Genomic DNA, 23,454 nt, shown 5'->3' on the forward strand with positions numbered 1-23,454 from the left:
AGTTTTATTCTGAAATTATAATTTATGGAATTTACTCTACTTATAGTTATTATAGTACTGGCTTTGATCTTTGATTACATCAATGGTTTTCATGACGCTGCCAATGCTATAGCAACGGTTGTTGCCACAAAAGTATTAAGTCCGTTTCAAGCAGTTGTCTGGGCAGCTTTTTTTAACTTTTTGGCCTATTGGGTTTTTGGTTTTGGTGTCGCGGATACAGTGGCAAAAACTGCCAATACTTTAGAAATTGATTTAGTTGTAATCCTTGCTGGAGTTATAGCTGCAATTATTTGGAATTTGTTCACATGGTGGCAAGGTATTCCATCCAGTTCCTCACATACTCTTATTGGAGGATTCGCTGGGGCAGCCATTGCACACGCTATTGCTGTCCATGGTTTTTTTGGATATGCAGTAATCGAAGGAACAGAAGTTCATACCGCATATTGGTATGATACTGTAAACTGGTATACCGCAGGAAAAAATGGTGGATTCCCTTCTGGGGTTTTAATCATTATTGCCTTTATTGTTTTGGCTCCTTTAATTGGTGCTTTAATGTCGTATTTAATCTCTATTTGGCTTCTTAATGCTTCTAAAAGAAGTATCTATCCTAAAATCTTTACAGTTGGATTAATGCTGTTAACTATTTGGTTTGTGGAAAGTCAAATGATATACTTTGATGAAATAAAGAAACCACGTTTCGACTCCCATCTTTGGAGTGTTGTTTTTGAATCACACAATATAAAGTGGTTTTTAGTTGCATTTATTGTATTGTCAATAAGTTCTTTTTGTTTGATTTTTAGTAGTTTAAATCTACATCAGTCAACATATTGGTTAAAGAAAATGCAATTATTGTCATCAGCTGCTTTTAGTTTAGGGCATGGTGGAAATGACTCCCAAAAAGTAATGGGTATTATAGCTGCTGCTGTTACCGTTTATATTCAAACTAGTGGTATCGCACAGGAAAGTTTACCAGATTGGTTAGATGTAGTTCTTCCGGATGAAAATGGAGCTTTCAAAATGCCAGATTGGATTCCGCTAGCATGTTACTCTGCAATTGCTGCAGGTACTTTGAGTGGTGGTTGGAAAATTGTAAAAACGATGGGTTCTAAAATTACAAAAGTAACTTCTTTCGAAGGTGTTGCCGCAGAAACTGCAGGAGCATTAACCTTATATTTTACGGAGCATTTTAAAGTTCCTGTAAGTACAACGCATACAATTACTGGATCTATCATTGGAGTTGGACTTACTAAAAGAGTTTCAGCCGTACGATGGGGAATGACCGTAAGCTTGTTATGGGCTTGGGTTTTAACTATTCCAATCTCAGCAATATTAGCAGCAATAATTTATTATATTTTCAGTATTTTTATTTAATGCTAAAATTACAATCATAAAAAAAACCATTCTTAGAATGGTTTTTTTTATGCTCTAAAAATTCTATTTTATTAAAACAATAGATCTTGTATTTCTGTAGTTTTATCAAATACGCTTTTCGCAAAAGGACATAGAGGCAAAATTTTAAGATTGTTTTCTCGGGCATATTGTACAGCTTCTAATACCATTTTTTTGCCAACGCTTTGTCCTGCAAAATCAGGGTTTACTTCTGTATGGTCAATAATAAACTTATCTGTTCCTGCCCAAGTATAAGTCATTCTTCCAGCTTCAATTTCATTAGCAATTGCTTTAAAATGACCGTTTTTTGTTTCGTTGAAATGTTCTATTGTCATAGCTTTCTAATTTAATTCGGTAGTTATTTCGATAGGATTGGTTAAAATTTTGTGTATCGGGCATTTATCTGCAATGATTAATAATCGCGCTTGTTGATCCTCATCTAAATTTCCAAGTAATTGAATATCGCGAACTATTTTGAATTTGTTTTCCACTGAGTTTGTTTCAAAACTTACTTCAACTTTAACATCGGTTAATTCCCAACCTTTTCTATTCGCATACATGCGCAAAGTGATTGCTGTGCAAGCTGCTAATGAGGATGCCAATAATTCATTTGGCGCAAAGCCTAAATCTTGCCCTCCGCTGCTTTTAGGCTCATCAGAAATAATCAAATTTGTTTCTGATTCTATTTCTGTTTTGTACAGTTCAGTGCCAATATTTGCTTTGATCTTATTCATATTTATTGTTTTTTAATTTGCTCCGGAAGTGGAACAAATTCAGTTTCACCAGGAACTTTATCAAACGTTTGTGACAACCATTTTTCTTTGGCTTGTTCAATCAATTCTTTAGTTGAAGCCACAAAATTCCAATAGATAGTACGTTCTTCTGGAAAAGGTTCTCCTCCAAAAATATAAATAGTCGTGTTCGCGGCCATTTCAAATGTACAAAGTTTGCTGTCTTTGGCAATTAAAATTTGCTTTGGACCAAAAACATTTTCTTTACTTTCGATACTGCCTTCTAAAATATACAAAGCGCTTTCGCCAAATAAATGCTCGCCAATTGTTACCGTTTGTGCCGTGGTGCTTTTTAATTCTAAGAGGTAAAGCGGACTGTAAACTGGGACAGGAGATTTTCTGCCAAGTATTTCTCCCGCGATCAGTTTATAAGCTATGTTGTCTATTTCCCATTCTGGAATTTGGTTTTCAGGAACGTGAAAAAACGAAGGTTCCATTTCTTCCAGCTCTTTTGGTAATGCCACCCAAATTTGAAGTCCGTGCAACATTTTATCTGAACTTCGCAAATACTCCGGAGTTCGTTCTGAGTGGACGATTCCTTTTCCTGCAGTCATCCAATTGATTTGTCCGGGTTTAATTTCCATTTCCGTGCCCAAACTATCTCGGTGCATAATGCTTCCTTCAAACAGATAGGTTAGCGTGGAAAGCCCAATATGTGGATGTGGGGGAACATCTAAATTTTCGTATTCGCTCATGCAAGAAGGTCCCATGTGATCGATGAATGCAAAAGGTCCAACCATTCTTTTTTGACGAAAAGGAAGTAATCGTCCCACCATAAAGTTGCCAATATTACTCGGACGTTCTTCTATAATTAGTTTTATATTTGACATATCAAGTGCTTTTTTAAATCTAAAAATAACGAAAATTGACTTTGTGTTTACTATTTCCTTTAGTTTATTCCGCTTAAAGTTTTGTGGATGTGTTTCCGCTTGTGATAGGTTTGTTTTAAATTTTGGTTGCCCGAAATTATGCTGATATTTCCATCAATTTCTAACATTGCGAGTTTTACATCTTTAAAATATTCGATTCCATGTTCGCGCATGGCTTCTTTCAATTCATCAGATGTGATATTTAATTTGCTTAAAGTTTTAAAATCAAGATTTCCATCGTGTATCAGGATTTCTGGTTTTTCTTGCATGAAATCGCTAAATTTAGGATATTTAAACATTAATTTTTTTAAAATAAAATTGATGGTAAAAAGGACTGAAGCCGCCGCTAAGCCTCCCCATAAACTGGTATCGTTTCCTACCATTGCATTTTGAACGGAGTTACTGATGAGCAGAATTAATATCACATCAGCAGTGTTCAATTGAGACAATTCTTTCTTGCCAAAAAGTCGTAAAGCTATAACCATAAAAAAATAAACGGCACTACTGCGAAGAATTATAGCAAAGTACTCGTTCATTTTTTTAGGTTTACTATTTTGTTTTTAACTTTAAGAATGACTAAAACTTAAATAAATTTTTTACAAATTTAAGGTTGGTATAAAACTATTTTAAATCTGTTTTTTGTTTGAAGTTTTTTTCAATTGCTTTGATCATTTCGCCGGCAATATCTTTATTAGTAGCGCCTTCAATTCCTTCTAATCCTGGTGATGAATTTACTTCCAGTAACAAAGGCCCTTTAGAAGAACGAATGATGTCAACACCTGCTACTTTCAAATCCATAGCTTTCGTAGCTTTTATGGCAATACGTTTTTCTTCTGCAGTAACTTTTATAACCGATGCTGTTCCTCCAAGATGAATGTTGGCTCTAAATTCGCCTGGCATTGCTTCACGCTGAATAGCGGCAACAACTTTTCCATCAATTACAAAACAACGAATGTCTTTTCCGTTGGCTTCTTTGATAAATTCTTGAACTAATATATTGGCATTTAAGCTTTTGAAAGCATTTATTACACTTTCTGCTGCCTTTTTCGTTTCTGCTAATACGACTCCTTTTCCTTGGGTTCCTTCGAGTAATTTTACGATTAAAGGAGAACCTCCAACCATTTTTATCAAGTCATCAGTATCTAAAGGGGAATTAGCGAAACCAGTCGTAGGAATTTCTACACCGTGATTTAATAACAATTGTAATGAATACAATTTATCTCGGGATTGTGTAATGGCATTCGATGAATTCAAACAATACACTTTTAAGGCTTCAAATTGTCGTGTCAATGCGCATCCGTAAAAAGTGATACTAGGCCTGATTCTCGGTATGATGGCGTCAAATTGATTTAGTATTTTTCCACCACGATAATGAATTTCTGGTGTTTTTGCATCCAGTTTCATGTAGCATTCCTTCATGTTCAGGAAGTGCATTTCGTGACCACGCATTTCACCAGCTTCCATGATACGCTTGTTGCTGTATAATTCAGGATTACTGGCTAAAAGTCCGATTCGTAAACCAGAACTCGCTTTTTCCGAATTTTTATATAATTCTTTTAATGTGTCAGTTGTAGGTTGCCCCAAAAGATATTTTTGTTCGGGATCAACTAGAACTCTTCCACTCATGGCTTCACGACCTAAAAGCATTCTGAAACCCATAGAATCTCGATTAGTCAATGTCATTTCTATTGGCCACTGAGAACTTCCAATTTGTAGATTTGTTTGAATTACATAACGTTGTTCTCTAAAACCACTGGAACTTTTAACAATCCGTTTATCAATTAAAGGTGCTTCACAATGAATTACCGTTTTTAAATTATTTTGAATCGGGTTAATGTCAAATTTTACCCAATTGCTTTCATTTTTAATGAATGGAGCAATGTTTATAGCATGTAGAGCAGATGTTTTTGCACCCGAATCTACTCGGGCTTTAATAGTAGGAATTCCTAATTCTGGAAAAGAACACCATTCTTCACTACCTAGAATAACTTTGTTATCTGACATAAATTAATTTTATTAAATCTTTTTTTTAAAACTCAAATGTAAATATTTGTTTTTAAAAAAAGGGTATTTGCTGTAAAGAATAAACCCGTTATGTTATAAAAACGTAACGGGTTTATTACACGATAATTGCTTAATAATTATAGGTTTGTTGGTTCTCCTGCCTTATGAACTTGAACAGTTAATTCTTGAGCGCCATCTTCAATATCCATGAAAATCTCATCTCCAGAGCTAATTTTCGAAGTGATGATTTCTTCGGCAAGCGCATCTTCAACATATTTCTGAATGGCTCTTTTTAGTGGTCTTGCGCCAAATTGTCTATCGAAACCTTTCTCTGCAATAAAAGCTTTAGCTTTATCAGAAAGATTCAATTGATATCCTAATTCAGCAACACGAGCAAATAATTTTTTCAATTCGATTTCGATAATCAAATCGATATCATGTTTCTCCAAAGCATTGAAAACAATTACATCATCAATTCTATTTAAGAATTCAGGAGCAAAAGTTTTTTTCAATGCGTTTTCAATGATGCTTTTCGAATTATCGTCAGCCTGAGCTACTTTGGCAGCAGTTCCAAAACCTACTCCTTGTCCAAAATCTTTTAATTGTCTGGCTCCAACATTTGAAGTCATGATAATTATAGTGTTTTTGAAATCAATTTTTCGACCTAAACTGTCTGTCAAATAACCGTCATCCAAAACTTGCAATAGCATATTGAAAACATCAGGATGCGCTTTTTCAATCTCATCCAATAAAACAACACAATATGGTTTTCTACGAACTTTTTCTGTTAATTGACCACCTTCTTCATATCCTACATATCCCGGAGGAGCTCCAACTAAACGAGAAATCGCAAATTTCTCCATGTATTCACTCATGTCAATACGAATCAATGCATCTTCAGAATCGAATAATTCTTTAGCCAAAACTTTCGCCAATTGCGTTTTACCAACACCGGTTTGTCCCAAGAATATGAAAGAACCAATTGGACGATTCGGATCTTTCAATCCGGCACGATTTCTTTGGATAGAACGAGCAATTTTCATTACCGCTTCTTTTTGTCCAATAACTTTACCTTCAATTAGTTCTGGAAGTTTAGCCAGTTTATTGCTTTCTGTTTGCGCAATACGATTCACAGGAATTCCGCTCATCATAGAAACAACATCAGCAACATTATCCTCGGTAACTTCAATTCGGTTATTTTTAGCATCTTCTTCCCATTGTTCTTGGGCGATTGCTAAGTCTTTTTCAATACGCTTTTCATCATCACGAAGTTTAGCAGCCTCTTCGTATTTTTGTTTTTTCACTACAACATTTTTCAATTCACGAACATCCTCTAATTGACGTTCGAGATCTAAAATTTGTTTAGGAACTTCAATATTGGTAATGTGAACTCTTGAACCCGCTTCGTCTAACGCATCAATAGCTTTGTCCGGCAAGAAACGTTCCGACATATATCTATCCGTTAATTTTACACAAGCTTCAATTGCTTCCTGTGTGTAGGTAACATTGTGATGATCTTCGTATTTGTTTTTGATATTATTCAAAATTGTAATTGTTTCGGAAACTGATGTAGGTTCCACAATTATTTTTTGAAAACGTCTTTCTAATGCCCCATCTTTTTCTATGTATTGTCTGTATTCGTCTAATGTTGTAGCACCAATACATTGAATCTCTCCACGAGCTAATGCAGGTTTGAACATGTTAGAAGCATCTAATGAACCTGTTGCGCCACCGGCACCTACAATTGTATGAATTTCATCTATGAAAAGAATGATATCATCATTTTTTTCCAGTTCATTCATTACCGCTTTCATGCGTTCTTCAAATTGTCCTCGGTATTTTGTACCGGCAACCAGACTCGCCAAATCCAAAGTTACGACACGTTTATTGAATAAAGTACGAGATACTTTTTTCTGAATAATTCGCAACGCTAAACCTTCAGCAATAGCTGATTTTCCCACTCCAGGTTCTCCAATAAGTAATGGATTGTTCTTTTTTCTTCGGCTCAAAATTTGAGAAACACGTTCAATTTCTTTCTCGCGCCCCACAACAGGATCTAGTTTTCCTTCTTCAGCCATTTCTGTTAAATCTCTACCGAAATTATCTAAAACTGGTGTTTTTGATTTTTTATTAGATTTATTGGCTGGATTGTTAAAGGTCCCTTCTTTGAGACTGTCATCTTGTCCTGAATCGTCATTATACGATTCGTTTCGTGGCAAGTTTTCTATAAAATCTTCTTCGTTTGGAGTCATGTTTAGATATTGTTCTTTAGCTACATCATAATCAATTTTAAGTTTATTAAGTAGCTTGGTTGTTGGATCGTTTTCGTTTCTTAATATGCACAGCAATAAATGTGCGGTGCTGATAGAAGAACTTTGAAATACTTTAGCTTCTAGAAAAGTGGTTTTCAAGGCTCTTTCTGCTTGTCTTGTCAAGTGTAGGTTTTTCTTTTCAACATTTACTTCTAAGCTTGGGCTGGCAGGGCTAAGGATTTCCACTTTTCTACGTAAGTGGTCTAAATCAACATCCAGGTTATTCAATATTTGAATTGCTTTACCATTTCCGTCTCTTAAAATACCCAACATTAAGTGTTCTGTTCCTATAAAGTCATGTCCTAGTCTCAAAGCTTCTTCCTTGCTGTAAGTAATAACGTCTTTTACTCTTGGTGAAAAATTATCATCCATAATATATATTTGATATCGTAAATTTAGTGAATTAGTGATAGAAAAACAAAAACCGTTCCTATAAGAAGTCGTGTCAGCTAAGAGACAAAAATAATCATAATATTAAAGTTAAATTTCCCTTAAATTATTAACGAAAAGCGAAGTTTAATTTGTTAATAAATCATTGAAATAAGTGTTTTAAAATTGGTTTAAAAATTTCAAAAAAGCGTATATTGGCACGTTTTGAAACTAATATAATTATTTAATATAACAACTTATGTCTGAAGGAGAAAAGTTAATTCCTATTAACATTGAAGATGAAATGAAAACGGCTTACATCGATTATTCGATGTCAGTAATTGTATCAAGAGCGCTTCCAGATGTTAGAGATGGCTTGAAACCAGTACATCGAAGAGTACTATTTGGAATGCATGATTTAGGAGTTAACTCTAGATCAGCCCACAAAAAGTCCGCAAGAATTGTTGGGGAAGTTCTTGGTAAATATCACCCTCACGGTGACACCTCAGTTTATGATGCCATGGTTCGTATGGCTCAAGAATGGAGTATGCGTTATTTATTGATTGATGGCCAGGGTAACTTTGGTTCTGTAGATGGTGATAGTCCTGCAGCAATGCGTTATACAGAGGCTAGAATGCGTAAGATTTCGGAAGAAATATTAGCGGATATAGATAAAGAAACGGTTGATTTTAAATTAAATTTTGATGATACTTTAGAAGAGCCAACGGTAATGCCAACGCGTGTTCCTACCTTATTAATAAATGGGGCAACAGGAATTGCAGTAGGTATGGCGACTAATATGCCACCTCACAATTTAACTGAGGTAATCAATGGTACGTTAGCTTTCATGGATAATAATGATATTGAAGTTGACGAGTTGATGACGCATATCAAAGCTCCTGATTTTCCTACTGGTGGTATAATATATGGATATGAAGGCGTTCGTGAAGCTTTCAAAACAGGAAGAGGTAGAGTCGTAATGCGTGCCAAAGTTGGTTTTGAAGAAGTGGATGGTCGTGAGTGCATCATTGTTACCGAAATTCCGTATCAAGTCAATAAAGCCGATATGATTAAGCGTACGGCTGATTTGGTAAATGACAAAAAAATTGATGGAATTGCGAATATCCGAGATGAATCGGATAGAAACGGGATGCGTATCGTTTATATTTTAAAACGTGATGCTACACCAAACGTAGTTTTGAATACACTTTATAAATTTACACAATTACAATCTTCGTTTAGTGTAAACAATATTGCCATCGTAAAAGGACGTCCGCAAATGTTGAATCTGAAAGATCTGATTCATTATTTTATCGAACACCGCCACGATGTAGTGACTCGCAGAACGCAATTTGAATTGAAAAAAGCGGAAGCAAGAGCACATATATTAGAAGGTTTGATTATTGCTTCGGATAATATTGATGAAGTAATTGCTTTAATTAAAGCTTCAAAAAGTACTGAAGAGGCAAGAGAAAAATTAATCGAAAGATTCAAATTATCAGATATTCAATCTCGTGCTATTGTAGAAATGCGTTTGCGTCAATTAACAGGTCTTGAACAAGATAAGTTAAGAACAGAATACGACGAAATCATGAAGTTAATAGAGCATTTGAAAGCTTTATTAGCGGATGTAAACTTGAGAATTGCTTTAATTAAGGAAGAATTGACTGAAATTCGTGATAAATACGGTGATGAGCGTCGTTCTCAAATTGAATATTCTGGTGGTGATGTAAGTATCGAAGATTTGATTGCCGATGAAAATGTGGTGATTACCATTTCACATGCAGGTTATATCAAACGTACTAATCTTACGGAATACAAAACTCAGAATAGAGGTGGAGTTGGACAAAAAAGTGCAGGAACAAGAGATCAGGATTTCTTAGAGCACATGTTTGTGGCAACTAATCATCAATATATGATGTTCTTTACTCAAAAAGGAAAATGTTTCTGGATGCGTGTTTATGAAATACCGGAAGGAAGTAAAACCGCTAAAGGTAGAGCAATTCAAAACTTGGTCAACATAGAAAGCGACGATAAAGTAAAAGCGTTTATCTGTACTCAGGATTTAAAAGATAAAGACTATATCAATAGCCATAACCTTATTATGGTAACCAAAAAAGGTCAGGTTAAGAAAACATCTTTAGAGAAATATTCTAAACCTAGAGTTAATGGAGTTGCTGCAATCACTATTAAAGATGGCGATGAATTATTGGAAGCGAAGTTAACCAATGGTGAAAGTCAAATTATTTTGGCTGTAAAATCTGGAAAACTAGTTCGTTTTGAAGAAACTAAAACGCGTCCGATGGGAAGAACAGCTTCAGGAGTTCGCGGAATTACACTAAAAGATGATACTGATGAAGTTATTGGCATGGTTACTGTAAATGACATGAACAGCGAAATATTAGTAGTTGCTGAAAATGGATACGGAAAACGTTCTAGCCTTGATGAGTACCGAATCACAAATCGTGGCGGTAAAGGAGTTAAGACCTTAAATATTACCGAGAAAACAGGTAAACTGATTTCTATTAATGCGGTTACTGATGCGGACGATTTGATGATTATTAATAAATCTGGATTAACAATCAGAATGGCTGTTGAAGATTTAAGAGTGATGGGACGTGCAACACAAGGTGTGAAATTGATTAATATCAAAGGAAACGATTCGATTGCTGCAGTTACAAAAGTTATGAAAGACGATGTTGCAGAAGTGGTTGTTGATGAAAACGGAAATATTGTTGAATCTGAAGCTATCGAAAGAGTGAAACCGGTTCTGGAAGTTCTTGAGGACGAAGGTGTAGAAGAGGACGATGATGAAGATGAAACCGAAGAAGATGACACTGAGGATGAAACTGAAGAAGACGATTCTGACGACGAAGCATAATTAAAAAAGAAAAACAAGAATAATTATTAAACAAACAGAGAATATTATGAAAGGTAAATATGTATTACTAGCATCAGCGTTATTGATATCAGTAGCTACTTTTGCTCAAAAAGATCAAATTAAAGCAGCTGAAAAGGCGCTTAAAGGTGGGAAATCCCAAGAGGCGGTAACCATTTTGATGGAAGCAGAATCTTTAATAGCGAATGCTCCAGATGCTGAAAAAGCACAGTTTTTCTTTGTAAAAGGAAACGCTTTATTGGATTTAGCAAACAAGAATGTTGATGCTAATACGAATCTTTCGCTTGCTGCAAAAGCGTATCAAGATTTAATTGCAGCTGAAAAAGCTTCTGGGAAAGTAAAATTTTCAACTCAAGCTGCAGCCTCCATTACAGATATTAAATTTAAATTAATTAATGGTGCAATTGCTGATTCAAAATTGGATAAGCATTCAGATAGTGCTAAAAAATTATATGATGCTTATTTATTGGATAAAAAAGACACCATCAATTTATATTATGCTGCTTCAACGTATGTAAATGCGAAAGAATATGACAAAGCACTTGAGTTGTATGATAATTTGAAAACGTTAAACTATTCTGGAAAAGGAACTAGTTATTTTGCTGTAAATAAGTTAACTACTCAAGAAGATTTTTTTACGACTGCTCAGGAGAGAGACAAAATGGTAAAATTGGGGACTCATGAGAAACCTAGAACTGAAGTTGTTCCTTCTAAAAGAGGTGAAATTTACAAGAATATGGCTTTGATTTTAGTGGAAAAAGGTAAGACAGAGGAAGCTAAAAAAGCAATCTCTGAAGCGAGATTAGCAAATCCTGAGGATACTTCTTTGACTTTGACAGAGGCTAATCTTTATTTAGAAACAAAAGATTTTGACATGTATAAGAAGTTAATTGCTGAAGTATTGGAAAAAAATCCAAACGACGTAGAATTGATTTTTAACCTTGGAGTATTAAGTGCAAATGCTAAGAATACTGCTGATGCAGAGAAATATTACAAAAAAGTTATTGAAATTAACCCAAAATACATCAATGCTTATATTAATCTAGCTGCAATGAAGTTAGAGAATGAAAAAGTGATTATTGATGAAATGAACAAATTGGGTACTTCTGCAAAGGATATGAAGCGTTACGATGAATTAAAAAAGAAAAGAGAAGAGCTTTTTAAAGCAACGATTCCTTATCTTGAAAAAGCGGTTGAATTAGATTCAAAAAATTCAGATGTTTCTAAAACTCTTTTAGGTGTTTACAGCGCATTAGAAATGACTGCAGAATACAAAGCATTGAAAGCGAAAATGTAATATTTGTTTTAAAGTACAAAAAAAACCTGTCTAATTTTAGACAGGTTTTTTTATACAATTTTTTTAATGACTCTTAATTTGTGTGTATGCTTATTTGTCTCAGCATTAAAAATTCCTAAATGATCCAAACGATCTATTCGAACTTTTCCGCTGGCATGAATGATGTAGTTATCAGCCATTATAATTCCTACATGGATGATATTACCTTCTTCATTATCAAAAAAAGCTAAATCACCAGGTTCGCTTTCTTCAATAAAACTTAAGGCTTCTCCTTGAGCAGATTGTTGTGAAGCATCACGAAGTAATTTGAATCCATTGAGTTTATATACCATTTGACTAAAACCCGAACAATCGATACCAAAAGGAGTTTTTCCTCCCCAAAGATATGGAGCATTCAAATACATGAAGGCAGTATTAATTAAGTTTTCTTTGCTTTTTTCTCCACTGGTTTTAGTTCCTTCAAAATCAAAATTAGAAGTGTTTATCTCGTTATGATTCAGAAAAGATAAACAAGAGCCAAGCGGAATTGGTATCAGCAGATTGTTTGGTGTAGTGATATATTCAATTAAGTCTGCATTTAAAATAGTAGCTTCGGCAGATAATTGATGATAACTAATTTCTGAAATCAGTTGTAATTGTTTGGAATCTATCCAGCCTTCATACCTGTCGTATTGCGTCCTGATTCTGGACCATTGTCTCAATTGTTCTAAAATTTCAAAATGTTCACCAAATAAAACTTGAGAAACGATTTCGCTTCTGTCACTCGGTTCAAAGCGAAGCGGGATTATGGCTAGATTACAAATTCCGAACATTTAGGTTTTTTTAGTAGTTAAAAAGTAAGAGTTACAAGTTTATAATTTATAACCCTTACTTTATAAATATTTAAGCTCTTTCGATTACAATTGCCGAAGCACCGCCACCGCCATTGCAAATTGCAGCAGCGCCGATAGTTCCATTATTTTGTTCTAAAACATTGATTAAAGTAACAATTATTCTAACTCCTGAACAACCAAGTGGGTGTCCTAAAGATACAGCGCCACCATTTACATTTACTTTGTTGTCCTCTAAGCCTAAAATTTTAGAATTAGCCAGACCTACAACAGCAAATGCTTCATTAAATTCAAAATAATCAACATCACTAATCGCTATTCCTGCTTTTTCCAATGCTTTTGGAATTGCTTTTGCAGGGCTTGTAGTAAACCATTTTGGTTCCTGAGCCGCATCAGCATATCCTTTGATGTATGCCAAAGGTTTTAATCCTAAAGCGATAGCTTTTTCCTCACTCATTAAGATTACTGCTGCTGCACCGTCGTTTATTGTAGATGCGTTTGCAGCAGTTACTGTTCCGTCTTTTGTAAAAACAGCATTCAATGAAGGTATTTTGTCTAATTTTACATTAGAGAATTCTTCGTCTTTAGAAACGATGATAGGATCACCTTTTCTTTGTGCAACAGGAACAGGAACAACTTCATTGTCAAATTTTCCAGATTCCCATGCTTTTGCACTACGCTCATACGATTGAATTGCGAAGTTATCTTGATCTTCACGAGTAAAGTTATATTCTGTAGCACATAAGTCAGCACACACTCCCATAGCGCTGTTATCGTAAGCATCAGTAAGTCCATCTTTCTGCATTCCGTCAACCATGGATGCAGGACCAAATTTAGTTCCATTTCTTAAATGCATATAATGTGGAATTAAACTCATGTTTTCCATCCCACCGGCAACCACAATTTCGGCATCACCACATTGAATCGCTTGCGCGCCCAACATAACTGCCTTCATTCCTGAAGCACATACTTTATTTACTGTGGTGCAGGCAACGGTATTGGGTAAACCGGCAAAAATTGCAGCTTGTCTGGCAGGAGCTTGTCCTACGCCAGCTTGAACTACATTGCCCATAAATACTTCATCAATTAAATTTGGATCTAATTTTATTTTGTCCATTGCGCCTTTAATAGCAACTGCACCTAATCTTGGAGCGGTAACTGTAGACAATCCCCCCATAAAACTTCCGATAGGTGTTCTAACGGCAGAAACGATAACAACTCTTTTGTTCATGACTTTCATAATGTTAGTTTATGTAGCAAATTTAAACTTTTTTATACAATTTCATATTTTGATACTGAGTTTATCTTTTTTATATTTATTTTTATTCTATATGTTTGATTGTGAAGCTTTTTTATAAAAATGATAAAAAAGATTAAAAAAAAGCCTTCAAATAGTTGTGAGAAGTCTAAAGATGTCTTAAATTTGCAACCGCAAAACAGGACACGTTTTCTTGAGCTTGGAGGGGTGCCAGAGTGGTAATGGAGCAGTTTGCTAAACTGTCATCGAGTAATCGGTGCCAGGGTTCGAGTCCCTGTCCCTCCGCTTTTTGATTTTTTGTTTTTTTCGGGGTGTAGCGTAGCTCGGTTATCGCGCCTGCTTTGGGAGCAGGAGGCCGCAGGTTCGAATCCTGCCACCCCGACTAATTTTTTTCCAAGAGCAATGGAGGCATAGCTCAGCTGGATAGAGCACCTGCCTTCTAAGCAGGCGGTCGAAGGTTCGAATCCTTCTGCCTTCACTTAAACCGATACTTTTATTAGTATCGGTTTTTTTGTTTTTTATAGTTTCTAAAATCCCAAAAAAAAGTTTTATTTTTATAAAAAATAGTATTCATGACTTCATACTTCAAACCATTTATAATTCTATCTTCTCTTTTTTGTATTGTTTCTTGCAAGTCGCAAACTATCATTGTGGATACTCAAGAAAAAAATAGTGTGACTATCAATGATACTACATTTGTAAATTTAAAAGAGTATAGTCAAGATTTTGAATATGACATGAAGTATGCGACGGATGATAATTTCCTGAAATCAAAAGTATACGATTGTGCGGAATGTTTTTTAAGATTAAAAACGGTTACTGCACTTGTGGAAGCCAATTTGAGATTCATGGAAAAAGGGTATAAAATCAAAATTTTTGATTGTTACCGCCCTTTGGATATTCAAAAAAAAATGTGGAAAATTGTTTCTAACCCAGAATATGTGGCCAATCCTGCCAAAGGTTCTATTCATAATAGAGGAGGAGCTGTAGATATTACTTTAGTGGACAGTAATGGAAATGAAGTGCCAATGGGAACAGATTTCGATTTTTTTGGAATAGAAGCAAGTCATAATTATCCAAATGTTTCGGCAGAGGTAAAACAAAACCGATTACTATTGAAAACCATTATGACTAGCAGTGGATTTAATTCTTTCGATTCAGAATGGTGGCATTACAATTTGAAATCCGGTTTGTATGATAAAGTTTCAAATGTTAAATGGAAATGTAAATAAGTATCTATTCAATACATTTTAAGGACTCAATGAAATAGGTTTCGGGATTGTAAGTTTCGTTTGTTAGTTCAGATTTAAACTCTTTTTTGAAGACATAATCTTCGGTATCTGTCAAATATTTAATTCGCATCATTGATACAGGAGATTTTTTCAGCTCTTCAAAGCTGTCTTTCATAAACATGAAAATCCCTGAATTCACTCTATTGTCAAATCCTTTTTCATCACGAATCATGGTGCCGCAATTTTCTTGATCAATATGAATCAACGTGATTATTTTTCCATTATTTAACTGTAAATATAATTTGGAGTTTTTATCAAAACAATTCGCTTTCAAAAAGTCTTTACTTTTTTGGATAATTTGTACGTTTAATGTTGGTAAATCATCTGTTAATGCCAAAGAATAAAAAATATAACTGGAATTTCCGGCAAAATTTTTCTCGCTGATCATGTAGTCCTTCGTTGATTTGTAAGTACCTAAAGAATCGGTGACGTTTGTACTGTAATCACAAGGTTTTTGAGCAAATATATTTAAGGAGAATAAAAATAAAGTTAGTGTGATCAGATGTTTCATTTTTATGATATTTTGGTGCAAATTAAAACAATTTTATGATTATTTTCATCGGTTGTGAAAAAACAATAGCTATTTCCTCCGTCTTTAATTTTCCATTTTTTCCGAATACTTTCTACACCATCTGGAAAATTTCGTGTGGTTATATTTGCTTGTGTGTTTTCTAAAAAGGATTTCATTTCCGATTTGTTGTACGATAAAATTTTTTGAATTTCAAAAACACGCCCTGGAAAAGATTTGATTTCAGTCGAAGTGTATAAATGGGAGTGTTTGTGAAGTTTATTTAAGTTGTAAAAGGAACTCACAGCATCGAATCCGCCGGATTTCATTATCGCGCTGTTGGGTTCGTAAAGATATTTTTGTGGCAAACTGAACTTTGAAGAATTAGATTCTTCATTCAAAATAAATTCAAAAGTGTCTGATTTATCTTTTGTTATGTTTATTGTTTTTATAGTTGTATTGCCAGAAAAAGATTTGTGGATTTCCCATAGTAATTCTTTAACTTCGTTATCGAAGGCTACAATATGAATTGTTTTTACATGTTGTAATTCAGATAATCCGGCTGAAATGTCCAGCAATGGAGCAGTTTTTATTAAAATTGCCTCAGTATTTTTAAAATAAAAATCTAAATTTTCAGGAACATTAGGCAAGCAATCTTTTAGCAGAAATACTTTTCCTTTGGCATCATTTCGTCTGGATGGATCAATGTAAATCCAGTCCCATTTTTTATTTAAAATTTGTAAAGTATCTAAACTATCACCTGAATAACAAGTAATATTTGAAACATTTAATTGTTCGAAATTATGTTTTACAACTGCTGATAATTCTAAATTGATTTCGCAATGGGCGACATTCTTTATTTTTTCTATAAAATAATAATCGTCTACACCAAAACCTCCCGTTAAATCAATTAAACTTTCGCCAGAAACAATGGAAGCTTTGTATTGAGCTGTTTTTTGGGATGAAGTTTGTTCTATTGAGATTTTACTTGGATAAATAATATTTTTGGTAGCAAACCAATTCGGTAATTTATCTTTTGCTTTTGATTTGGCTTCAATTTGATTCAAAATACGAATCCAATCCACCTCAGGAAATGGATTTTTTTGAAGCGCTAATTTCGAAATGCTCGTGCCAATATTCGCATTGATAAATGCTTGTATTTCGGGATTTAAAAGCATTAAATCCAACATTAAATATCTTTAGTTAATAACATGATTATTTTGTTTTCCGGGAAAAATTCTTTACCCATGACCTTAATTATGGTGTAAAAAGGAACTGCTATAACCATTCCTAATATTCCAAATAGGAATCCTGCAATTAAGATAACCAGGAATATTTCCAGCGGATGTGAACTTACACTTTTAGAAAAAATGATGGGCTGGGATAAATTGTTATCGATAATTTGAACAATCCAAAATCCAATTAAAACATAGATGGTGGTAGGTAAAATTTCAGATTGAAAATCACTTCCCAGATTGCTTAACATGGTTAGAATCGCCGCTAAAACTGATGCTATAAGCGGTCCAATATATGGGATAATGTTCAAAACTGCACATAAAAAGGCAATGACAAGTGCGTTAGGAACTCCAAAAATGAATAACACAATAAGATATAAAAGGAATACGATGAATAATTGAATCAGTAAGCCAATGAAATAGCGTGATAACAAATGATTGATTTTTTCTAATGAATGTAATATTTGATCCTCATGGCTGTTAGGGATTAGTTTTTTTGCTCCTACAATGAACATGAGTCTGTCTTTTAAAAAGAAAAAAGTAATAAATAAAACCGAACCTAATCCAACGCCTAAACTACTTAGTGTGCCCAAAATTGTGTTTAAAAAGTTAGGAATGAAATTAAAGTTTATTTTAGATGTTATGTTTGCTTCTTTTAATACTTGAGCAGAATCAATTTGGTGAGCATCTAGGAAAACGGTTATTTGACTGATTAACTCAAGAATGTTTTTTTCAATTTCAGCGGTGTTAAGAAGCGAAAGGTTTTGTCCTTGAGATAAAACTAATGGAACAAACATCATTATAAAACCAAAAATGATTAATATGAAAATAAACAACGTTGCTATCGTTGCAACAATATGATTGAATTTCAATCGCTTTTTAAAAAAGTCCAAAATGGGATTTCCTATTAATGTGAGTATGAATGATACAACAAGATAAATCAATACGGATTGAATTTGGTAAAAAAAGAACAAGACTAAGCCACAGAAAGTTAGTGTTAATAATGCTCTAAGAATCCCGTTTGAAATGGTTTTTGATGTAATCATGTTTCTATTTTAGATTGTAAATATAAAAAAAACTCGCTAACATGTAGCGAGTTTTAATTTCAAAAAAAATCTAAAAAATTATAATCTGAAACTAGCTCTTGATCCACCAGATACAAAAACAGCAGCCATTCTTGATTTTTGTCCATTAGAGAACATGTACATTCCTCTATCGTCAGTATAATCCATGTAATTCATAGTCATTTCTACTGGCGTACCTGAACAAGTACTGTAATGTGGGTAAGCAGGAACTCCAGAATTTGCAGCATTGTGAGTTGGTGTGTCAGATACTAAATCACTACCACAAGTTGCATCACCCCAAATATGGCGTAAGTTCATCCAGTGACCCACTTCATGTGTTGCAGTTCTTCCTAAGTTGAAAGGGTATACGGCTGTACCAGTATTTCCTAAGTATTTAGAATCAATTACAACACCATCAGTAGAAGATGATCCACCAGGAAATTGTGCATAGCCTAAGATTCCTCCACCGATAGTACAAGCCCAAAGGTTCATCTTAGTAGTTGGAGATGTTGGAGCAATTCCGCCTTGAGAAGTAATTTTCATTGCATCGTTAGTTCCCCAAGAAGTTTTAGTAGTTGCTTTTCTGTAAACAGCTTCTAGTACAAAAGAGATTCCTACGTTCGCTTTTACACCTGAAAATAAAGAAGGAACTTGATTAAAATCGGAATTCGTTGCATTAAAATCTTTATTTAAAACATCAATTTGTGATTGAATTTGAGCTAATGAAATATTTTCAGCTGTTGTTCTATAAAGTACGTTCACTACTACAGGAATTTGAATTTTTCCGTTTACTAAACGGCCTGTTGACATTGCTTTTTGTGTAAATGCTTCAATTTCGTTCATTCTTAAGGCTAAAGTTGGATCAGCCTTCATTTGGGCAGCTAACACCTCTTGAGATGCGCAACCACGTTTTGCAATTGCATCAGCTGATGGAGTAATTTCTGTTGTGTCATTTTGACAAGAAAAAAGCATCAATAATGCTACAGCAGATAAAAGAATTTTTTTCATAATAAATTTGTTCTATAGTAATGGTTTTGGTTAATTGTTTATAAATTTTAGCAATTTTCTATATTTTTTAATTAAAGGAATAATTCAGAAAAGGACTTGGAACAATTCTTTTAGGGTAAGAATCTTTAATGGTTCAGCTTTATTGTTCTAAATAACAGCATACAATACTTTAAAAAATAATAGTAATTTATCCAGTTGAGAAGCAGCTATTAATTTGTTGAAAAATAGAGTCAAAATGCCTAAAATTAAAAAGAGGTGACTTTTTAGATCACCTCTTTCAAATGATTTTAAAATAAAATTATATTCCGAAACTTGCTCTTGCTCCACCTGAAACAAATAAAGCAGCCATTCTAGATTTTTGACCGTTAGAGAACATGTACATTCCAGCATCATCAGTATAATCCATGTAGTTCATTGTCATTTCTACTGGAGTACCAGTACAAGTGCTGTAATGAGGATAAGCAGGGATACCGTAATTTGCAGTGTTATGCGTAGGTGTATCAGAAACTAAATCACTTCCACAAGTTGCATCACCCCAAATGTGGCGTAAGTTCATCCAGTGACCTACTTCGTGAGTAGCTGTTCTTCCTAAGTTAAATGGTGCAGCTGCAGTACCTGTAGTTCCAAAAGCATTGTTGTCAATTACAACTCCGTCAGTAGCAGAAGCTCCTCCAGGAAATTGTGCATAACCAAGAATACCACCACCCATATTACATGACCACATGTTTAAAACAGTAGTTGGTGTAGTTGGAGCAATTCCTTTTGCTGATTTTTTCATAGCGTCATTAGTAGACCATGATGATGTAGTTGTGGATCTTCTTACTACATTTTGTAATACAAATGTAATTCCAACATTTGCTTTTACGCCTGAGAATAAAGTTGGAACTGAAGAGTAATCTGAATTCAAAGCATTAAAATCTTTATTTAACACATCAATTTGAGATTGAATTTGAGCCAAAGAAATATTTTCTGCAGCAGTTCTGTATAAAACATTTACTACCACTGGAATTTCTACTTTACCATTTACTAAACGTCCAGTTAACATCGCTTTTTCAGTAAAAGCTTCAATTTTATTCATTCTTAAAGCTAAAGATGGATCAGCCTTCATTTGTGCTGCTAGAACTTCTTGTGAAGCACAACCACGTTGTGATGCTGCGCTTGCTTCTGGAGTAGTTTCCGTTGTGTCATTCTGACAAGAAAAAAGCATTAATAATGCAGCAGCAGATAAAAGAATTTTTTTCATAATAAATTTGTTATAAATTAATAGATTTGGTTAATTATTTCACAATTTTATAACAAATTTTTCATAAAAAAAATAATTGCTTAACTTTTTTATGAAATAATTTCTAACCCTCACATTTTACGGGTTTCCGTAAAATTAGATTTTTTAATTTTTTAAGTATTTTCTTATATTTTAAATTTTCTTCCATAGAAAAAATATTTCTTTTTGTATTTATAATTTAATGATTTGTGACCATTATTGTAATTTATTCTTATAATACGCTAATTTATTTGGAATATATTAATGAGTTACTTGTTTGAAATTATCATTAATTTAGATTTTTAATTCAGTTTTATCAACAAAACATCTGAAATTGTATACAATAAAAGTGTAGTTTATTAAAAACAGGAGTATAAGAAAAGGTATTTTTTCTAAATTTTATGTTAAGAAAAAAATAGACATAATTTTTGAATAAAACTTGCAATTTGATTTTCAAAATAGAAAAAAATGGAAAAAGGAATTTTAATGGATTGATGGAAATAAATTATGCTAGTTATTAAATATGTAACTAATGATGTTGGCGCCCATTTTTAAAGCTTTTTCACGTACTGTTACGGGATCGTTATTGACTTCAGGATCTTCCCAGCCATCTCCTAAATCGCATTCATAGGTGTAGAGCAGGACTAGTTTACTTTCTATAAAAATTCCAAAAGCCTGTGGCCGTTTCCCATCGTGTTCGTGTATTTTTGGTAAACCAGTAGGAAATGAATAAGGTTTTTGGAAAATAGCATGATTTGCTGGGATTTCAACTAAGTCATTATTGGGAAATACTTTTTTAATTTCTTTTCTTATATATTGGTCCATACCGTAATTATCGTCAATGTGTAGAAATCCTCCGGCCAATAAATAATTTTTAAGATTACTTACTTCCGCATCATTAAAAACAACATTTCCGTGGCCAGTCAGATGTGCATAAGGATATGAAAATAGATCTGGACTTCCTGGTTCAACAGTTGCCGGTTTTGCTTTTATTCGGGTGTTGATATTGGTATTGCAATATTTTATCAAGTTAGGCAGCGATGTTGGATTTGCATACCAATCGCCCCCGCCACTGTATTTTACCAAAGCAATTTCTTGTGAAAACAACGGTGTTGAAAGGATTAACAGAAGATAAAATAGTTGCCTCATAATAAAATTAGTTATTCTTCATTAACAAATACTACGCTGTGACAGGCAACTATAGCTGCAGTTTCTGTGCGTAATCTGGTGTTTCCCAATGAAACGGCAGTAAAATTATTTTCAAGAGCCAAAGCAATTTCTTTTTCGGAAAAGTCACCTTCCGGACCTATCAGTATTGTAATATTTTTATTTGGTTTCAAAACGGATTTCAGTGTTTTTTTATCTGTTTCTTCACAATGCGCAATTAGTTTTACATCTTCATTTTTAAGTTTTAAAAATTCCTTAAAGGTCATAGCGGGATTCAATTTTGGCAGATATAATTCATTAGATTGCTTCATCGCTGTCAATAAAATTTTATCAAAGCGCTCGTTGTTGATTACTTTACGTTCAGAATGATCGCAAATAATAGGTGTAATCTCCTGTATACCTATTTCGGTGGCTTTCTCCAGAAACCATTCGTAGCGGTCATTCATTTTTGTTGGCGCTACAGCCAGATGCAATCTGAATTTTGAAGGAGCAGCTTTTTCGAAAGAAATGATTTTAACGGTGCATTTACTGTCGGAAGCCAATGTGATTTCAGTTTTAAATAAAAAACCTAAACCGTTTGTGACAAATAATATGTCAGTATCTTTTTTACGCAATACTTTAATAATGTGTTTGCTTTCCTCTTTATCAAAAGAAAAAATCGCAGTAGATTCCGTAATAGTTGGATTGTAAAATAATTGCATAATTTAGAATTGTATTCTTGCTTTAGAAACTACTGAAGAAGTTTCAAATGATTGTGTTAAAAATTTTTGATAACCCACAATTCCAATCATTGCGGCATTATCAGTGGTGTATTCAAATTTAGGGATAAATGTTTTCCATCCAAATTTGTTCTCGGCTTCTTTCAAAGTATTTCTAATTCCGGAATTGGCAGAAACGCCTCCGCCAATGGCAATTTGTTTTATTCCGGTTTCTTTTACGGCTAATTTCAATTTATCCATCAAAATTTCAATAATAGTATGCTGAATAGAAGCGCAAATATCATTGAGGTTTTCGTCAACGAAATTTGGATTTTCTAATTTTTTCTTTTGGATAAAATATAAAATTGCAGTTTTCAAACCAGAGAAACTAAAATCTAAACCAGGAACTTTTGGTTTGGTAAAAGCAAATGCTTTAGGATTTCCCAGTTGTGCATATTTATCAATCAAAGGGCCGCCTGGATAGGGAAGTCCTAAAATTTTTGCGCTTTTGTCAAAAGCTTCACCAACTGCATCATCCGTAGTTTCGCCAATTACGGTCATGTCAAAAAAATCATCCACTTTAATGATTTGAGTATGTCCGCCGCTTATGGTCAACGCCAAAAAGGGAAAGGTTGGTTTATCAAAACTTTCTTCATCAATAAAATGAGCCAAAACATGGGCTTGCATGTGGTTTACGGCAATCAATGGAATTTGCAATGCAAGCGCCAATGATTTTGCGAAAGAACTGCCTACCAAAAGCGAGCCCATAAGGCCAGGACCTTGCGTGAAAGCAATTGCTGATAGTTGTTCTTTTTGTATATTTGCCTTGCGAAGAGCGGCATCGACAACGGGAACAATATTTTGTTGGTGCGCACGAGAGGCAAGCTCAGGAACCACGCCACCGTATTGATTATGAATTAGCTGATTTGCTACAACATTTGACAGCACTTTATCGTTTTGTAAGATGGCAGCGGCAGTATCGTCACAGGAACTTTCGATGGCAAGAATAAAAACCTCGGGATTTTGCATAAAAAGGCACAAATTTTGAATTACATTTGACGGGTCAATTAAAGAAAAACACATTTTTTCGTCAGAAGGCAAAATTAAAGAATTTTTATCAAAGGCGCTCCGTTTCCAATGGCAAAATCAAATTTTAGAACATTAAATAGTAAATAGGTATCAAAAAAGTTATAAAAATAGCGT

20 protein-coding genes and 3 tRNA genes are annotated in these 23,454 nt (G+C 34.0%); 7 read left to right on the forward strand and 16 right to left on the reverse strand.

Annotated features, from left to right (window positions below; genetic code table 11):
- Positions 1 to 24 precede the first annotated feature (24 nt).
- On the forward strand, positions 25 to 1,371 hold the full coding sequence (locus IWX80_RS09525; RefSeq protein WP_113635616.1) for an inorganic phosphate transporter: 1,347 nt from the start codon (positions 25 to 27) through the stop codon (positions 1,369 to 1,371).
- Positions 1,372 to 1,442: 71 nt separating this feature from the next.
- Here the strand turns inward: IWX80_RS09525 and IWX80_RS09530 are convergent, their stop codons facing one another.
- The 6 genes from IWX80_RS09530 to IWX80_RS09555 form a co-directional block, all read right to left on the reverse strand.
- Positions 1,443 to 1,724 (reverse strand): GNAT family N-acetyltransferase, encoded by a 282-nt coding sequence (locus IWX80_RS09530; protein ID WP_196853227.1) that lies wholly within the window; start codon positions 1,722 to 1,724, stop codon positions 1,443 to 1,445.
- Positions 1,725 to 1,730: 6 nt separating this feature from the next.
- The gene (locus tag IWX80_RS09535; RefSeq protein WP_196853228.1) at positions 1,731 to 2,123 is read right to left on the reverse strand and encodes an OsmC family protein; all 393 of its coding nucleotides are present in this window, start codon (positions 2,121 to 2,123) and stop codon (positions 1,731 to 1,733) included.
- 2 nt (positions 2,124 to 2,125) lie between these two features.
- Complete coding sequence (locus IWX80_RS09540; RefSeq protein WP_196853229.1) at positions 2,126 to 3,010, reverse strand: pirin family protein; 885 nt, start codon at positions 3,008 to 3,010, stop codon at positions 2,126 to 2,128.
- A gap of 59 nt (positions 3,011 to 3,069) precedes the next feature.
- Complete coding sequence (locus IWX80_RS09545; RefSeq protein ID WP_196853230.1) at positions 3,070 to 3,585, reverse strand: DUF421 domain-containing protein; 516 nt, start codon at positions 3,583 to 3,585, stop codon at positions 3,070 to 3,072.
- A gap of 85 nt (positions 3,586 to 3,670) precedes the next feature.
- Positions 3,671 to 5,053 (reverse strand): 30S ribosomal protein S6--L-glutamate ligase, encoded by a 1,383-nt coding sequence (gene rimK, locus IWX80_RS09550; protein WP_196853231.1) that lies wholly within the window; start codon positions 5,051 to 5,053, stop codon positions 3,671 to 3,673.
- Between the two features lie 137 nt (positions 5,054 to 5,190).
- The gene (locus IWX80_RS09555) at positions 5,191 to 7,737 is read right to left on the reverse strand and encodes an ATP-dependent Clp protease ATP-binding subunit (protein ID WP_196853232.1); all 2,547 of its coding nucleotides are present in this window, start codon (positions 7,735 to 7,737) and stop codon (positions 5,191 to 5,193) included.
- Between the two features lie 256 nt (positions 7,738 to 7,993).
- Between IWX80_RS09555 and gyrA the strand changes: the two genes are divergently transcribed.
- Both gyrA and IWX80_RS09565 read left to right on the forward strand, forming a co-directional pair.
- Complete coding sequence (gene gyrA, locus IWX80_RS09560) at positions 7,994 to 10,615, forward strand: DNA gyrase subunit A (protein ID WP_196853233.1); 2,622 nt, start codon at positions 7,994 to 7,996, stop codon at positions 10,613 to 10,615.
- 46 nt (positions 10,616 to 10,661) lie between these two features.
- Positions 10,662 to 11,930 carry a tetratricopeptide repeat protein gene (locus tag IWX80_RS09565; RefSeq protein WP_196853234.1) on the forward strand — a complete coding sequence of 423 codons (1,269 nt, stop codon included), beginning with the start codon at positions 10,662 to 10,664 and terminating at the stop codon, positions 11,928 to 11,930.
- Between the two features lie 50 nt (positions 11,931 to 11,980).
- Here IWX80_RS09565 and IWX80_RS09570 read toward each other — a convergent pair whose 3' ends face one another.
- Both IWX80_RS09570 and IWX80_RS09575 read right to left on the reverse strand, forming a co-directional pair.
- Positions 11,981 to 12,742, reverse strand: coding sequence for a C40 family peptidase (locus tag IWX80_RS09570; protein ID WP_196853235.1), 762 nt, complete (start codon positions 12,740 to 12,742; stop codon positions 11,981 to 11,983).
- Positions 12,743 to 12,812: 70 nt separating this feature from the next.
- On the reverse strand, positions 12,813 to 13,991 hold the full coding sequence (locus IWX80_RS09575; RefSeq protein ID WP_196853236.1) for an acetyl-CoA C-acyltransferase: 1,179 nt from the start codon (positions 13,989 to 13,991) through the stop codon (positions 12,813 to 12,815).
- A gap of 228 nt (positions 13,992 to 14,219) precedes the next feature.
- Between IWX80_RS09575 and IWX80_RS09580 the strand changes: the two genes are divergently transcribed.
- The 4 genes from IWX80_RS09580 (at position 14,220) to ddpX (ending at position 15,250) form a co-directional block, all read left to right on the forward strand.
- Positions 14,220 to 14,303, forward strand: a tRNA-Ser gene (locus tag IWX80_RS09580).
- A 22-nt stretch (positions 14,304 to 14,325) separates the two neighbouring features.
- Positions 14,326 to 14,400, forward strand: a tRNA-Pro gene (locus IWX80_RS09585).
- A 22-nt stretch (positions 14,401 to 14,422) separates the two neighbouring features.
- Positions 14,423 to 14,496 (forward strand) — tRNA-Arg (locus IWX80_RS09590).
- A 94-nt stretch (positions 14,497 to 14,590) separates the two neighbouring features.
- Positions 14,591 to 15,250, forward strand: a complete 660-nt coding sequence (gene ddpX / locus IWX80_RS09595) for a D-alanyl-D-alanine dipeptidase (RefSeq protein ID WP_196853237.1) — start codon at positions 14,591 to 14,593, stop codon at positions 15,248 to 15,250.
- Between the two features lie 4 nt (positions 15,251 to 15,254).
- Here the strand turns inward: ddpX and IWX80_RS09600 are convergent, their stop codons facing one another.
- From IWX80_RS09600 to tsaD, 8 genes are all read right to left on the reverse strand, one after another.
- Positions 15,255 to 15,821 carry a hypothetical protein gene (locus IWX80_RS09600; protein WP_196853238.1) on the reverse strand — a complete coding sequence of 189 codons (567 nt, stop codon included), beginning with the start codon at positions 15,819 to 15,821 and terminating at the stop codon, positions 15,255 to 15,257.
- Positions 15,822 to 15,823: 2 nt separating this feature from the next.
- On the reverse strand, positions 15,824 to 16,996 hold the full coding sequence (locus IWX80_RS09605) for a THUMP-like domain-containing protein (protein WP_442899837.1): 1,173 nt from the start codon (positions 16,994 to 16,996) through the stop codon (positions 15,824 to 15,826).
- Between the two features lie 11 nt (positions 16,997 to 17,007).
- Positions 17,008 to 18,099, reverse strand: a complete 1,092-nt coding sequence (locus IWX80_RS09610; protein WP_196853239.1) for an AI-2E family transporter — start codon at positions 18,097 to 18,099, stop codon at positions 17,008 to 17,010.
- Between the two features lie 78 nt (positions 18,100 to 18,177).
- A complete protein-coding gene (locus tag IWX80_RS09615) occupies positions 18,178 to 19,125 on the reverse strand; it encodes a zinc metalloprotease (RefSeq protein WP_196853240.1) in 948 nt (315 codons plus the stop codon).
- Between the two features lie 298 nt (positions 19,126 to 19,423).
- Complete coding sequence (locus IWX80_RS09620) at positions 19,424 to 20,368, reverse strand: zinc metalloprotease (protein WP_196853241.1); 945 nt, start codon at positions 20,366 to 20,368, stop codon at positions 19,424 to 19,426.
- Positions 20,369 to 20,896: 528 nt separating this feature from the next.
- A complete protein-coding gene (locus IWX80_RS09625; RefSeq protein WP_196853242.1) occupies positions 20,897 to 21,535 on the reverse strand; it encodes a DUF4159 domain-containing protein in 639 nt (212 codons plus the stop codon).
- A gap of 11 nt (positions 21,536 to 21,546) precedes the next feature.
- Positions 21,547 to 22,254 (reverse strand): 16S rRNA (uracil(1498)-N(3))-methyltransferase, encoded by a 708-nt coding sequence (locus IWX80_RS09630; RefSeq protein WP_196853243.1) that lies wholly within the window; start codon positions 22,252 to 22,254, stop codon positions 21,547 to 21,549.
- A gap of 3 nt (positions 22,255 to 22,257) precedes the next feature.
- Entirely contained in the window at positions 22,258 to 23,280 is a 1,023-nt protein-coding gene (gene tsaD, locus IWX80_RS09635; protein WP_196853244.1) for a tRNA (adenosine(37)-N6)-threonylcarbamoyltransferase complex transferase subunit TsaD, read from the reverse strand.
- Positions 23,281 to 23,454 lie beyond the last annotated feature (174 nt).

The organism is Flavobacterium sp. CAN_S2, from assembly GCF_015752255.1.
GTDB lineage: Bacteria > Bacteroidota > Bacteroidia > Flavobacteriales > Flavobacteriaceae > Flavobacterium.

What these genes read in the sequence shown, in the direction of transcription:
- IWX80_RS09575 (WP_196853236.1), bottom strand. Translation starts at nt 13,991, where the DNA reads ATGAACAAAAGAGTTGTTATCGTTTCTGCCGTTAGAACACCTATCGGA.
- rimK (WP_196853231.1), bottom strand. Translation starts at nt 5,053, where the DNA reads ATGTCAGATAACAAAGTTATTCTAGGTAGTGAAGAATGGTGTTCTTTT.
- IWX80_RS09630 (WP_196853243.1), bottom strand. Translation starts at nt 22,254, where the DNA reads ATGCAATTATTTTACAATCCAACTATTACGGAATCTACTGCGATTTTT.
- IWX80_RS09615 (WP_196853240.1), bottom strand. Translation starts at nt 19,125, where the DNA reads ATGAAAAAAATTCTTTTATCTGCTGTAGCATTATTGATGCTTTTTTCT.
- IWX80_RS09570 (WP_196853235.1), bottom strand. Translation starts at nt 12,742, where the DNA reads ATGTTCGGAATTTGTAATCTAGCCATAATCCCGCTTCGCTTTGAACCG.
- IWX80_RS09525 (WP_113635616.1), top strand. Translation starts at nt 25, where the DNA reads ATGGAATTTACTCTACTTATAGTTATTATAGTACTGGCTTTGATCTTT.
- IWX80_RS09540 (WP_196853229.1), bottom strand. Translation starts at nt 3,010, where the DNA reads ATGTCAAATATAAAACTAATTATAGAAGAACGTCCGAGTAATATTGGC.
- tsaD (WP_196853244.1), bottom strand. Translation starts at nt 23,280, where the DNA reads ATGCAAAATCCCGAGGTTTTTATTCTTGCCATCGAAAGTTCCTGTGAC.
- IWX80_RS09605 (WP_442899837.1), bottom strand. Translation starts at nt 16,996, where the DNA reads ATGCTTTTAAATCCCGAAATACAAGCATTTATCAATGCGAATATTGGC.
- IWX80_RS09625 (WP_196853242.1), bottom strand. Translation starts at nt 21,535, where the DNA reads ATGAGGCAACTATTTTATCTTCTGTTAATCCTTTCAACACCGTTGTTT.
- ddpX (WP_196853237.1), top strand. Translation starts at nt 14,591, where the DNA reads ATGACTTCATACTTCAAACCATTTATAATTCTATCTTCTCTTTTTTGT.
- gyrA (WP_196853233.1), top strand. Translation starts at nt 7,994, where the DNA reads ATGTCTGAAGGAGAAAAGTTAATTCCTATTAACATTGAAGATGAAATG.
- IWX80_RS09620 (WP_196853241.1), bottom strand. Translation starts at nt 20,368, where the DNA reads ATGAAAAAAATTCTTTTATCTGCTGCTGCATTATTAATGCTTTTTTCT.
- IWX80_RS09555 (WP_196853232.1), bottom strand. Translation starts at nt 7,737, where the DNA reads ATGGATGATAATTTTTCACCAAGAGTAAAAGACGTTATTACTTACAGC.
- IWX80_RS09610 (WP_196853239.1), bottom strand. Translation starts at nt 18,099, where the DNA reads ATGATTACATCAAAAACCATTTCAAACGGGATTCTTAGAGCATTATTA.
- IWX80_RS09545 (WP_196853230.1), bottom strand. Translation starts at nt 3,585, where the DNA reads ATGAACGAGTACTTTGCTATAATTCTTCGCAGTAGTGCCGTTTATTTT.
- IWX80_RS09535 (WP_196853228.1), bottom strand. Translation starts at nt 2,123, where the DNA reads ATGAATAAGATCAAAGCAAATATTGGCACTGAACTGTACAAAACAGAA.
- IWX80_RS09600 (WP_196853238.1), bottom strand. Translation starts at nt 15,821, where the DNA reads ATGAAACATCTGATCACACTAACTTTATTTTTATTCTCCTTAAATATA.
- IWX80_RS09565 (WP_196853234.1), top strand. Translation starts at nt 10,662, where the DNA reads ATGAAAGGTAAATATGTATTACTAGCATCAGCGTTATTGATATCAGTA.
- IWX80_RS09530 (WP_196853227.1), bottom strand. Translation starts at nt 1,724, where the DNA reads ATGACAATAGAACATTTCAACGAAACAAAAAACGGTCATTTTAAAGCA.